Annotated in this window: 9 protein-coding genes; 1 reads left to right on the plus strand and 8 read right to left on the minus strand. The window is 70.5% G+C overall.

What is annotated here, in order from left to right; all coding sequences use genetic code 11:
- Positions 1-15: 15 nt before the first annotated feature.
- The 4 genes from AS850_RS08720 to AS850_RS08735 all read right to left on the minus strand — a co-directional run bounded on the left by AS850_RS08720 (position 16) and on the right by AS850_RS08735 (position 8,831).
- Positions 16-5,877 carry an Ig-like domain-containing protein gene (locus tag AS850_RS08720; RefSeq protein WP_119868761.1) on the minus strand — a complete coding sequence of 1,954 codons (5,862 nt, stop codon included), beginning with the start codon at positions 5,875-5,877 and terminating at the stop codon, positions 16-18.
- On the minus strand, positions 5,850-7,283 hold the full coding sequence (locus AS850_RS08725) for a serine/threonine-protein kinase (RefSeq protein WP_119868762.1): 1,434 nt from the start codon (positions 7,281-7,283) through the stop codon (positions 5,850-5,852). Before AS850_RS08725 ends, AS850_RS08720 begins: the two co-directional genes overlap by 28 nt.
- 217 nt (positions 7,284-7,500) lie before the next feature.
- On the minus strand, positions 7,501-8,331 hold the full coding sequence (locus AS850_RS08730; RefSeq protein WP_119868763.1) for a PP2C family protein-serine/threonine phosphatase: 831 nt from the start codon (positions 8,329-8,331) through the stop codon (positions 7,501-7,503).
- Positions 8,328-8,831 (minus strand): FHA domain-containing protein, encoded by a 504-nt coding sequence (locus AS850_RS08735; protein ID WP_119868764.1) that lies wholly within the window; start codon positions 8,829-8,831, stop codon positions 8,328-8,330. The genes AS850_RS08730 and AS850_RS08735 overlap by 4 nt, the downstream gene beginning before the upstream one ends.
- A 140-nt stretch (positions 8,832-8,971) precedes the next feature.
- Here AS850_RS08735 and AS850_RS08740 point away from each other — a divergent pair, with 140 nt between their 5' ends.
- Entirely contained in the window at positions 8,972-9,490 is a 519-nt protein-coding gene (locus tag AS850_RS08740; RefSeq protein WP_119868765.1) for a methylated-DNA--[protein]-cysteine S-methyltransferase, read from the plus strand.
- A gap of 41 nt (positions 9,491-9,531) precedes the next feature.
- Here the strand turns inward: AS850_RS08740 and AS850_RS08745 are convergent, their stop codons facing one another.
- The 4 genes from AS850_RS08745 to AS850_RS08760 all read right to left on the minus strand — a co-directional run bounded on the left by AS850_RS08745 (position 9,532) and on the right by AS850_RS08760 (position 13,012).
- Positions 9,532-10,284, minus strand: coding sequence for a YaaA family protein (locus AS850_RS08745; protein ID WP_119868766.1), 753 nt, complete (start codon positions 10,282-10,284; stop codon positions 9,532-9,534).
- A gap of 65 nt (positions 10,285-10,349) precedes the next feature.
- Complete coding sequence (locus tag AS850_RS08750; RefSeq protein WP_119868767.1) at positions 10,350-10,610, minus strand: F0F1 ATP synthase subunit epsilon; 261 nt, start codon at positions 10,608-10,610, stop codon at positions 10,350-10,352.
- A 2-nt stretch (positions 10,611-10,612) separates the two neighbouring features.
- Positions 10,613-12,073: a F0F1 ATP synthase subunit beta gene (gene atpD, locus AS850_RS08755; RefSeq protein WP_119868768.1), complete on the minus strand. Its 1,461-nt coding sequence runs from the start codon at positions 12,071-12,073 to the stop codon at positions 10,613-10,615.
- Between the two features lie 33 nt (positions 12,074-12,106).
- A complete protein-coding gene (locus tag AS850_RS08760) occupies positions 12,107-13,012 on the minus strand; it encodes a F0F1 ATP synthase subunit gamma (protein ID WP_119868769.1) in 906 nt (301 codons plus the stop codon).
- Positions 13,013-13,038 lie beyond the last annotated feature (26 nt).

A 13,038-nucleotide genomic window follows, 5' to 3' on the forward strand; every position in this document is an offset into this window, starting at 1 on the left:
TCGGCGTCTCTTTCGTCAGTTCGTCGGGGTCGAGTAGATCTTGTCGTAAGTCTGGCCGCCGTTGGCGGTGATCCGGATCAGGAGGGTCGGCGCGGCAGCGGGATCTCCGCTGTCGCCGACGCAGGTGTTGCCCGCTCCCGCCAGCGTCGGCTGCAGCAGACCGCCCTGGCACTGGAACTGCATGTTCTCGTACGCAGGGCCCTGCGGGGCGTTGAAGGTCCAGACCCCGACCTGGGGCCCGGAGACGGGATCGGGGGTGAAGGTCGCCTGAGCGACGTTCGCGCTGACCGGAACGATCGTCCGGGTGGCGGACGCGGGCCCGCAGTACGTCGTGGTCGCGTCGCGACAGCCGACGAAGGCGTAGGTCTGCGTCGTGCCGTAGACGCTCGAGTCGCCGCCCGTGAGGACGTCTCCCTCGCGGACGACCGCCCCCGGCTGACCGCCCGAGCTGAGCCGGAAGGACGCCGCCGTGCCGCTCGTGACGTCGAGACTCCCGACGACGACGTCGAAGGTCCCGCTGCCGGTGCCGCTCTCACGGAGCGAGACCGACCCGGTGGCGGCACCCGGCGCCTGCAGGCTGACGATCGAGTTCGACCGGGAGCTCGAGCAGAAGTAGCCGTTGTCGGCGTAGACGAAGTAGGTGTAGACCTGGCCGTCCTGCGCCGTTCTGTCCTGCCCGCCGGGGAGGGAGATGGCGGACGGCTTCGAGGTGGGCGAGCAGGCCGGGGCCGGCTGGTCGGCGCCCGTCGCGCGGCCGAAGCTGTAGCTGACCTGAGCGGCTCCCCCGGGGTCGGCCGCGCCGTTGGTGATCTGGACCGTGCCGTCGGTCCCGACGAGGCTCGCCGTCACCGACACCTGCCCGGGGACGCCGACGGCCGTACCGGTCGCCGGTGCGCTCCGCGACCAGTCCGCCGCGCTCGACACCTGGGAGGCGTTGGTCGCGTAGACCTGCACCGTGTACTGGGCACCGGGCGTGAGGCCACCGATCGTCGTCTGCGTGCCGCTCACGGTCTGGGTGCCCGGGGCTCCTGCTCCTGCGATCTCGACGACGTAGCCGCTCACGGCGGTGCCGCGAGCCGGCTGCGGGACGGTGTTCCAGGAGACGACGAGCGACCCGGGGGTGCTCGTCGACGGGGTCACCGTCACGCCCGTGGGCGCCGAGGGCACGAAGTCGGCGCTGTAGGGCACGCTCTGCGGGCTGGACGGCGAGGTGCCGATCGCGTTGACGGCCTGCACCGAGAAGCGGTATCGCGCACCGGGGTCGAGATCGGTCAGGGTGCAGACGGTCGAGGTGCCGCAGTCCTTCGTGTAGGTGCCCACGCTCGAGACGCCGGTCAGGCGGTAGGAGGTGATGGCCGAGTTGTTGGCCACCGGCGGCTGGTACGACAGCGTCAGCTGACCGCCGACGAAGGCGCCGGTGCGCAGGGGGGCCGCAGGAGCCTCGGGGACGTCCTGCACGGAGATCGTGACGTCTCCCCAGACCGACCGCGCCGGGTCGCCCGTGACGTCGGCCAGCTGGTATTGGAGGTTCGTGTTGAGCGGCTTCGCCGAGGCGGCGACGGACACGGTCAGGCGGCTGTTGTCGGCGCTGGGCGTGACCCTCACCCCGGCCGGGAGCGACGAGCCGCTCAGGCCGCGGATGGCCACGACCCGGAGCGGCTGGCCGGGGAACGGGTTGGTGGCCTGATCGTTCGCGAGCACGTCGATGACCGTGGTCTCGCCGCGCTTCGCGACGGCGGAGTCGGGTGCCGCGATGGCGAGGGGCCGGGTCGAACCGACCACGGTCAGCGCGATGGTGCCGGACTGGGCCGCGGACACCGCGTCGCGGACGGTGAGCCCGAGGTTGCTCGTGAGGCCCTTCTGCGCGGACGCGTCGGCCGTCACCGTCAGCGAGCGCCCCTGAAGCGAGTAGCGGAACCCCGGGACGGAGGGGGTCGTGACGGCGTAGCGGAGCTCGCCGGCATCCTGCTGGCTGGTGTAGGTCGTCAGGCGGGAGAGGTCGAGGGTCCGGGAGTCGCCGGGCTCGAGGTCGAGGGTCGCGCCGGTGAACGAGGGCGGCTGGTTCGTGCGCGGGGTGACCTCGATCGGCAGGACGAGGGTGGCCCGATGGCCGTTCGGGTCGTTGGCCGACGTGCCGTCGGTCACCTGGAAGGAGATCGACGCCTGGCCGAAGAACAGCCGCGCCGAGGTGAACGACAGCGTCGTGGCGTTCACGACGAGATTCGCCCCGTCGGCGTGGGTCGCCCGAACGGTGCCGGAGTCGGTGAGCCGGACCCCGTTCGACCCCGTCGAGACGACGTACTTGTTGAGGTCGATGGTCAGCGTCTTCTCGCTCGACACCGTGAGGGGCGCCGCGGCCTCGTTGATCTGCGGGAGGGCGTCGTTGAACCCGGGCACGCGGATGAACGCGTAGGCCCTGATCCGCGGGTCGTCGGGATGCGAGACCCAGAACGGGATGATCTGGCTCCGGTCGGTGACGGTGACGCGGATCCGGTGGGTGTCGGTGACGACGGCGTCGCGGCCGTAGCCGGGCTGGATGCCGAGCCCGAGCGCCGACACCGAGCCGTCGGCGAAGAACACGTTGGCGAGGACGTTCACGTCGACGGTCTTCCGGCCGAGGATGTCGGTCAGCGTCAGCACGCTGTCGTCCGCCTCGGGGTAATTGAGGGCGGAGTTCGGGTCGACCTTGACGGTGATGAAGTTCGAGCTGCTGCCGCCCACGTCGTTGGCGACCGTGTAGACGAGGCCGTAGGTCTTCGGCGTGCGGGGCGGTGTCACGCGGACGATGCCGCCCGGCAGGATCGTCGCCCGGACGTCGCTGTCGTTGGCTCGCACGCCCGTGATGTGGAGCGCGCCGCCGTCCGGGTCGGAGTCGTTCGCGAGGACGCGGACGAGGATGCTGCCTCCGGGCCGCATGGTGACGGCGTCCGGCACGGCGATCGGGTTGCGGCTCCCCTGAGCCCTGCCGGAGATGCCGATCCGGACCGTGCCGGTGGCTCGAGCGCCCAGCCCGTCGACCACCGTGTAGGTGAAGGTGTCGGTGCCGGCCGAATAGCTGCCCGCCTGGTAGTCGAGGTAGGTGGCCCCCACACTCGTCACGTTGCCCTTCTGCGGGTTCGAATCGATCCCGAGGAGCTGCACGGAGTCGCCGTCGGGGTCGATGCCGTCGAGCGGGACCTGGACGCGGACGCTCTGACCGGCCACGACGCGGCCGGTCAGGGTCTGCGGGACCGGCGGGTTGTTGGTCGCCGCGTCGGCCTCCCGGACGGCGATCGCGACCTGACCGGTGGCACGCTGACCGTCCGGACCCTCGACGGCGTACTCGGCGGTGAAGTTGCCCGGTGTCGTGGGAGCCAGGTAGCGCAGCCGGGAACCCGAGACGAACAGGAGCCCGCCGCCCGTCGACACGTTCTTCACGAGGTTCGGCAGGAGCGTGATCGACTCGCCGTCCGGCTGCTCGTCGTTCGCGAGGACGTCGATGTTGACGGCGTCGCCCACCCGCGCGCTGACCTGGTCGTTGGTCGCGATCGGGGGCTGGAGACGCGTCGGACGCGGGATCTGGACGACCGTGACCGTACCCGTCGCCGACGCCAGGCCGTTGGTGATCGTGTAGGTGAACGTCACCGGCCCGCTGTCGAGCGGCGCCGTCAGGGTGATCCGGAGGTAGCGCTGCTCGAGGGTCTGCACCTGCACGCCCGAGGTCGGGTCGACGGCGCCGACCGCCGTCACCATCAGGACGTTGCCCGCAGGATCCGAGTCGCTCTGGGTGATGTCGACCGTCTGCGTGCTGAGGCTCTGGACGAAGACCGTCTTGGGCGTCGTGACCGGCGCGGTGTTCGGCTCCGGCGGGGCCTGCACGTCGATCCGGACCGTGCCGGAGGCGGTCTTGTCGCCGTCCGTCACGGTGTACTCGACGTTGTGCGTCCCGACCTGGGTGCTCACGAAGGTGAAGGTGCCGGCCGAGTAGCTGGGCGTGATGGTCGCGCCGGCCTTCGCCGGGACGCTGTTCAGCTTGATGACCCCCGTCCCCCCGCTGGCGTAGCGGAGTGGGGTCACGGTCTCGACCTGGCCCGCGTAGGCCTCGACCGGGAACGACTTCGTGGTGAGCGGGGTCTGCCCGGCGCGGTCGACCGTGATCGTGACGGTGCCGCGCCCCGTCGCGGTCCCGTCGGAGACGCTGAGGACGATCTCCTGGGTCGACGGGCCTTCGCCTGCGTCCTGGTAGACGACCTCGCCCGTCGGTTTGAACGTGACCGTCCCGCCGTTCCCGCCGGAGGCTCCGGTCAGGTAGAACGGATCACCGTCGGGATCGAGGAACGACCCGGCGGTGTCGACGGTCACGCGACCCGAGGACGAGACGGCCGCGGTGATCGGACGGACCTGAGCCGGCGGGCTGTTCTCGCCCGGTTGCCGCACCGTGACCGTCGCCCGTGCCGTCGACGACCCGCCACGACCGTCGGTGATCGTGTAGTCGAAGGCGATCACACCGGCCGCACCGGTCGGGAGTGTCAGCAGCAGCTGCTGTCGACCAGCGATGACGTCGATCCGCCCCGTCGTCGCGGGGAGTCCGTCGACCTTGCTGATGACGATCGGGTCGCCGTTCGGGTCGTAGTCGTTGAGGAGCACCGGAAGGACGGTGGCTCGTCCCGGCCGGGCGCCCAGGACGTCGTCGACGGCGACCGGCGGCTTCTGCTGGACCTCCAGCTTCTGCTGATCCTGCTCGGTCTGCGTCTGCTCCTGCTGCTGGTCGCGCTCGTTCGTGATGAGGTCGGACCAGTTGTCGATGAGCTGACCGCTGCGCTGGACGGCCCAGCTCGACCCTCCCGCCGTGTCGTTCAGCACCACCCGGTCGCCGTTGACGGCGAAGGCGAGATCGGCCGAGGCGGGAACGGAGCGGAGCGTCTGGAGGGCACCGCCGGACGACCCGCAGTCGTTCCAGGCGGAGCCGTCGGCCCAGCCGGCCCAGGTGCAGCCGGCGGCGACGACGGGTCGGGCCGGCGACCCGGCGCGGTCGCGGACCAGCTCGGTCACGGCCCCCGAGAACGACACGGAGAAGAGGCCGTTGGTGGACGCGACGCGGACGGACGACCCGCCGTCGGAGGACTCCTGCAGGGCGATCCGACCGGTGACGCGCCCGGACAGGTCGACGCGCTTGCCGTCGACGACGAGGACCGCGTCGTCGGTGTCGAGGACGGCCCAGTGCGAGCCGACCGAGGCCACCTGGAAGACGTGGGACTTCGGCAGTGCGAGCCGCGCGCTGGCCGTGATGCCGAACTGCGCCACGTCGTCGACCCGGGACACGCGGCCGCTGTCGGCGGAGTAGACGGCGAGCGTGCCCGCGGGCGTGATGCTCGCCGTGGCGTCCGCACCGAGACTGAGATCCGCCTGCGACGAGGCGTCGAAGGCGTTCAGCCCGGACACCGGGACCGACCAGAACTGACCGGTTTTCGCCGACATGACGACGCTCGTGCCCCCGGCCAGCATCACCTCCGGCTCGTTCGGCGGAAGCGGCACGGTCTGCGCCACGGAGGCGGTCGCGGGGTCGACGACGCCGACGGTCGCGTTGCTCCGGTCGACGAGGAGGACGTGTGCGGGATCCTGGACGACCGCGAGATCGGCACCCGTGCTCCGCACGGCCGAGTTGAGCTGCAGGACGGACGGGTTCGCCCGGCCGATCGCGGTCAGACCGTCGTTCGCGACCCACACCGTGCCGTCGCCGAGGTCGAGCCTCTGGGCCTGGTAGCCGGAGCTCGTGATGGCGACCGTCGCGACGACCGCCGTGACGACCGCCAGTGCGACACCGGTCGCCGCCGACGAGCGGTGACCCCTGACCCAGCGCAGGAGCCGCTTCACCGACTGCCCTCGGGCGTCGCGCACTTCTCGGCGCTGGCGGGGCCGTTCTTCCCGGCCCGGTTGACCGTCACGCTGATGCAGACCTGCTGGCCGGCCTGGGCCGGCGCGACGAAGCTCGTCGCCGTCTGCGTGCTCGTGTCGGTGCCGGACGTGACGACGTAGGAGTCGCCCGGCTTGAGGCCGGGATCGGTCCAGGTGAAGCGGATCGAGCCCCCCGTCGCGGACGAGGCGATGTTCGCCACCTGCGGGATGTCGGTCGACGTGGCCCGGACCAGGAAGATCGTGGCCAGGCCACCGAGGGCCAGCACCACGACGCTCAGGGCGATCAGGCCCCAGGTGAGGTAGTGGACCCGCCGCGGTGTCCGCGCCTCCGGCCTTGTTCCCGTGCTCCGGGGGATCGCGTTGCTGTTGTGGCCGGACGCCTCGCGGAAGGCGGGACCCGAGACGGCGACCGGCGCGCGCCGACGCCGGCGACGGGCACCACCGCCGGCGGGCATGGTCTGGACCCCGCGCACCCGGGTGCGATCCTCGAGATCGGCGACGGTCGCGAGAGCCCAGTCGTCGACGGCGACCTCGACCGCGGTGGGCGACACCCCGAGCTCCGACTCCACCTGCTGGAACTCGCGGATCAGGTCGATCGCGCTGGCCTGCCGGTTCTCCGGCCGGTGCGACATCGCGCGCTGGAGGGTCTTCTCGAGGCTCGCGGGGACGTCGGTGCGCCCGATGGCCTGGATCTTGCCCTTCTCGATGCGGGACATGAGGTCGTGGGACGTGTTCGATCCGCCGAGCACCTCGAAGGGGCTCCTGCCGGCCAGGAGGGAGTAGACCGTCGCTCCGAGCGACCAGACCTCGGACTCGATGGTGCCGGAGGTGTCGTCGCGGAGCACCTCCGGTGCCGACCAGGGGATCGAGAGGCCGACGACGTCGCTCGGCTCGCTCTCGCCCAGGGTCGCGGCGATCCCGAAGTCGGAGAGCACCGGATGGCCGTAGGCCGTGGTGAGGATGTTGGAGGGCTTGATGTCGCGGTGGAGCACGCCCTGGCGGTGTGCGGTCTCGATCGCGCTGCCGATCTTGATCGCGATCCGCAGGACGTCGGGGACGGGGATGCGCTCCCGCCGGTAGCGCTCGCTCAGCGACGCGGAGCAGAGCTCCATGACGAGATAGGGGCGGCCGTCGGCCGAGACGCTCGCCTGGTAGACGGTGAGGATGGACGGGTGGGCGCTGAGCTGCGCCATCAGGTTCGCCTCGGCCTGGAACATCTGCCGGACCTGGTCGTTCACGACCTCGCTCAGCATGACCTTGACGGCCACCTGGCGGCGCGGCATGTTCTGCTCGTAGAGGAAGACGTCCGCGAAGCCCCCCGAGCCGAGGACGTGCAGGTGTGAGAAGCCGGGCAGCACCGGGGGCTGCGACGGCAGACGCCGTGCCATGTCGCCCCCTCAGAAGCTTCTTGCGAAACACCTCCGGGCGCTTCGTCGAATTGCGGATCCCCGTCATTGTAAGCGGAGGGCCCCTGGGCGAGCAGGGGTGCGGACCCCCTCTGGGGATAACTGCCGCTCCCCCACTTCGGGGGGCGAACGGGTCGACCGCTCACCCCGCGCGAGGGACCGTCGAGGGCAGGATGCCCGGACCGCCGTCCCCCGAGGGTCAGGCGCGCGGCGTCTGCCCCGTCGGAACGGTGGACTCGACGTCGACCGCCTCGACCGTGCCCCGGACGTCCACCACGACGGCCGTGACGTTGTCGCGACCCCCTGCGGCGACGGCGTCGCGGACCAGCGAGTCGGCTGCATCCTGCGTGCCGGGGTGGGTGACGAGAGCCGCGGCCAGGGCGCTCGCGCTGAGCTCCTTCGTGAGCCCGTCCGAGCAGATCAGGAGTCGGAGGCCCGGTCGGGCGGGGACGCGCCAGTAGTCGGGGCTCGGCTCGGCCCCGAAGCCGATCGCCTTGGTGATGACGTTGCTGTCGGGGTGCTTCTCGGCGTCGTCCGGGTGCAGCATTCCGGCCTGCACCATCTCCTGCACGACGGAGTGGTCGACGGTCACCTGGCGGAGCACTCCGGAGTCGAGCATGTACACCCGGGAGTCGCCGACGTTGAAGATCGTGAAGTAGGGGGCGTCGCCCTCGCGCGAGAGGACCGCTCCGGTGACGGTCGTGCCGACGCCCAGCTCGGTGCCGATGGCGGCGACGTCGATGTCGTCGCTGGCGAGGCGGAGCGCCTCCTCGAGCGCCTCGGTGTCGAAGAATTCGCCGTCGATGGCCTCGTCGAGCCGCCGGACCACGGCATCGCTCGCGACGTCGCCCGCGCTGTGGCCGCCCATGCCGTCGGCGACGACGAAGAGCGGCGAGCGGGCGAGGTAGCTGTCCTCGTTGTGGGCGCGGCGGAGGCCCACGTCGGTGGCTCCCGCCCAGTCGAGCACGACGTCGCGCCCGTCGCCGAGAGGGATGGTGTGCGCGGTCGTCGGGCGGCCGATCTCTGTCACGGGTGTGGTTCTTCCTGGAGGGTGATGCGCGAAAGGGGGAGGATCTCGAGTCGGTTGCCGTCCCCGATGTCTACTATCGTGCCCGCGAGCACGACTCTCGACTCGCCCTGCCGAAGAACGGCGGGTTGCCTCCCCGGGACGTCGACGCGGGTGCCGTTGGTGGAGCGGAGGTCGGTCACGACCGCGACCGCGCCGTCCTGGCGGATCTCGACGTGACTCGACGATACCTCGCCGAGCGGAGACGCGACGGTGACGAGCTGCGGGACCTGGCCGCGGACGACGCGGGGGCGGGAGGGCCGACGCCCGACGACGACCGGGGCGTCCAACGTCAGGATGCTGGTCCCGACGCGAACGCGGAGGCGCGGGAGCGGAGCGTGCGGGTGCGGGTCGTGCCCGCGGGAAGCACCGACGCCGGGGTGGCCGACGCCGGGGTGTCCGGCGACGGGGGCCGAAGCGGCCACCGTGTCCTCGCCGTCGTCGGCGCGTCGATCCGTGTCCATGGTGGTCCACACGCTACCAAGTCGGGCGGGGACCGGCAGGATGCCCGACCGCTCCCCCACAGGTCGGCGACGCCTCCGCGTTCCCCACAGCCCGGAGTCGACCGAGCCGACGCCGTCCGCACTCTCCCTAGCCTGGCCCGATGACGACAGCCTTCCTCCCCACCCCGCTCCTGACCACCGACCTCGTGCGGCACGACTCCCCCGTCGGTCGGCTCGAGATCCGCACGCGCTTCGACCGACTGGCCGGGCTCGACATCGAGTCCGGCGGCCGCCTCCCCGGCGACGACGACGCGGAGCGGCCCACCTCCCTCCACGACGAGACGCGTCGGCAGCTCGACGACTACTTCGCCGGTCGCCGGAAGCGCTTCGACCTCCCCCTCGATCGCGAGGGCACGCCCTTCCAGACCGCCGTCTGGGAGATCCTCGACGAGGTTCCGTGGGGCACGACGGTCACGTACGGCGATCTGGCCCTGCGGACCGGCAGGCCGACCGGCGCCCGAGCCGTCGGCGGGGCCATCCGTGCGAACCGCATCGCGATCGTGGTGCCCTGCCATCGAGTGCTCGGGGCGACGGGCGCCGTCACGGGCTACAGCCCCGGAGACGGCGTCACCACCAAGACCTGGCTGCTCCGTCACGAGGGGATCCCCTTCCGGGAGTGACGTCTTGCCCGGCTGGCGGGTTTGGCCGGCGGAGCGGGCCGTCAGCCTCCCAGGACGCTCTCCGACACCACGACGAGCTCGTTCCCCTCGCGCTCGACCACGATCCCCCGACCGCGGGCCCAGTCGACGAACTCGCCGACGTCGCCGAGGTCGGGCCTCGACTCCAGAAGCTGCGAGACGAGGACGCCCTTCGTCTTCTTGTTGAAGTGGTTGAGAGCTCTCCGGCGCCCTCCCTCGTCGGAGACGATCCGCACGAAGGCGCTCCCCTCGGGAGACGGTCCGAGACCGACGTAGCCCTCGCTCCGGAGATCGACCACGGGTCGGCCGAGGCCGGCCAGGGCTCGGGAGACCGGTGGCGCCCAGTGCGAGCGCAGGACGAGGTCGGGAAGCCGGGAGTCGTGCGAGAGCCGGTACGCCGGGATCCGATCGGTCGCCGACACGGGGCCGAAGAGGGCCGAGTGGACCCCGATGTGCGCGCTCGCCCACGTCCAGGCGTCGTCGGTGAGACGATCGGCGGCGATCGGGTCGTAGACGACGCCCGTGTAGCGCTCCAGGGCCCGCAGCGTCGGCGACGATCTGACGCGACGGTTGCGCGTCACCTCGTCGGCCAGACGAGGGCCCAGTCTGAGCGCGCGCATGGCGGCATCGGCGTCGCGGCTGAGCCGCACCAGCGAAGTCAGAGCGGCTCGCCGAGGGCGCAGGAGCGACGGGTGCGACAGCGACGCGAGATCGAGCGACGACCCGTCGGAGCCGCCGTCCCGCTTCGTCTCGGAGGGAGGGAGGAGGAAGAGCATGGGATGCGAAAAGGCCCGGGCGGACGCCACCTCGAAGGTGACGCACCCGCCCGGGCCCCAATCCGTTACGCCAGCGCGGCGCTTCGCGACACGATGGTGACCGTGTCGTTCTCGACCGACAGGAAGCCGTCCTCGGCCGTGGCCTCCACGACGGTCCCGTTCGCCTGCCGAACCCGCACCTGGCCCGAGGCGAGGATCGCCAGCACCGGCTCGTGGCCGGGCAGGATCCCGATCTCGCCCTCGGTGGTGCGGGCCGTGACCTGCGCCGCCTCGCCCGACCAGACCTGCTGGTCGGCCGAGACGACGTTGACAGTGAGAGCAGCCACGATCAGCTGTTCTCCTTCTGGATCTGAGCCCACTTCTCCTCGACGTCGGAGATGGAACCGACGTTGAAGAAGGCCTGGGTGGCGACGTGGTCGAACTCACCGTCGGCGATCGCGGTGAACGACTCGATGGTGTCCTTCAGCGGAACGGTCGATCCCTCGACGCCCGTGAACTTCTTCGCCATGTACGTGTTCTGCGACAGGAACTGCTGGATCCGGCGCGCACGCGACACGGTGATCTTGTCCTCTTCGGAGAGCTCGTCGACTCCGAGGATCGCGATGATCTCCTGGAGCTCCTTGTTCTTCTGGAGGATCGCCTTGACGCGGATCGCCGTGTTGTAGTGGTCCTCGCCCAGGTAGCGGGGGTCGAGGATGCGGCTCGTGGAGCTCAGCGGGTCGACGGCGGGGTAGAGACCCTGCGACGCGATCTCACGCGACAGCTCGGTGGTCGCGTCGAGATGCGCGAACGTCGTCGCCGGAGCGGGGTCGGTGTAGTCGTCGGCCGGCACGTAGATCGCCTGCAGCGAGGTGATGGAGTGACCGCGGGTCGAGGTGATGCGCTCCTGGAGGATGCCCATCTCGTCGGCCAGGTTGGGCTGGTAGCCCACCGCCGAAGGCATGCGGCCCAGAAGGGTCGACACCTCCGAACCCGCCTGCGTGAAGCGGAAGATGTTGTCGATGAAGAGGAGGACGTCCTGCTTCTGCACGTCGCGGAAGTACTCGGCCATGGTGAGGGCCGAGAGGGCGACGCGCAGGCGCGTCCCCGGCGGCTCGTCCATCTGACCGAAGACGAGGGCGGTCTTGTCGAAGACGCCCGCCTCCTCCATCTCCATGATGAGGTCGTTGCCCTCGCGGGTGCGCTCACCGACTCCGGCGAACACCGAGACACCACCGTGGTCCTGCGCGACGCGCTGGATCATCTCCTGGATGAGGACGGTCTTGCCGACGCCCGCACCACCGAAAAGGCCGATCTTGCCACCCTGCACGTACGGCGTCAGGAGGTCGATGACCTTGATGCCGGTCTCGAAGAGCTGCGTCTTCGACTCGAGCTGGTCGAAGGCCGGCGGCTGGCGGTGGATCGGCCAGCGCTCGGTGATCTCGACGGTCTCGCCGGCGGTGCCGTTGAGGATGTCGCCGGTCACGTTGAAGACCTTGCCCTTGGTGACGTCGCCGACGGGCACCGAGATGGGCGAGCCGGTGTCGGTGACCTCCTGGCCGCGCACGAGACCGTCGGTCGGCTTGAGCGCGATGGCGCGGACGAGGTCGTCACCGAGGTGCTGGGCGACCTCGAGGACGAGGTCGACCGTCTGGTCGCCGATGACGATGGTCGTCTTCAGGGCGTTGTAGACGCCCGGGATGGCGTCGTGCGGGAACTCGATGTCGACGACGGGGCCCGTGACGCGAGCGATGCGCCCGACGCCGGGAGCCTGCTCCGTCGCGACTGGCGCGGTGGCGGTGTCAGTCATTGGCTTCTCTCTTCTTCTCTGACTCGTTACGATTCAGGATCGTTTGGCCGAGCTGAGGGCGTCTGCGCCGCCCACGATCTCGGAAATCTGCTGCGTGATCTCGCTCTGACGGGCGTTGTTGGCCAGTCGCGTGTAGTCGCGGATCAGGGTGTCGGCGTTGTCGCTCGCCGATTTCATCGCCTTCTGGCGGGCCGCGTGCTCGGAAGCGGCGGACTGCAGCATGGCGTTGAACAAACGGCTCTCGATGTAGACCGGCAGGAGCGCGTCGAGGACGTTCTCGGCGTCGGGCTCGAACTCGTAGAGCGGCAGGATCGCGTCGTCACCCGGCTCCTCGATGCCCTCGACGACCTCGAGGGGAAGCAGGCGGACGACCTCGGGGACCTGGGACACCATGTTGACGAACCGGTTGTAGACGACGTGGATCTCGTCGACGCCTCCCTCGCTCGCGTCGGTGAGGAACTTCGCCACGACGGCGTCGCCAATCTCCTTGGCCGTGCCGAACTCCGGCTGGTCGGTGTTGCCCGTCCAGGTCTGCTCGGAATCGCGCTGCCGGAAGGCGAAGTAACTGGCCGCCTTGCGACCGACGAGGTAGTAGACGACCTCCTTGCCCTGGCTCCGGAGCAGCGTGGCGAGCTCCTCGCCCTGCTTCAGGACGTTCGACGAGAAGGCTCCGTTGAGCCCTCGGTCGGACGTGAAGAGGACGATGGCGGCGCGGTCGATCGACTCGGGCTCCGTCGTGAGTACGTGGTCGACGTTCGAGAACGTCGCCACCGCCGAGACGGCGCGCGTCACGGCTCGCGAGTACGGCCCGGACGCGGTCATCCGCGCCTGCGCCTTCTGAATGCGCGAGGCCGAGATGAGCTCCATGGCCCGGGTGACCTTCTTGGTCGTCTGGGCAGAGCGAATGCGCTGTCGGTAGACCCGAAGTTGCGCTCCCATGTGTCTCCTGTTGGTGTCTGGGTGCC

It is taken from the genome of Frondihabitans sp. 762G35 (assembly GCF_002074055.1).
In the GTDB taxonomy this organism is placed as follows: Bacteria; Actinomycetota; Actinomycetes; order Actinomycetales; family Microbacteriaceae; genus Frondihabitans.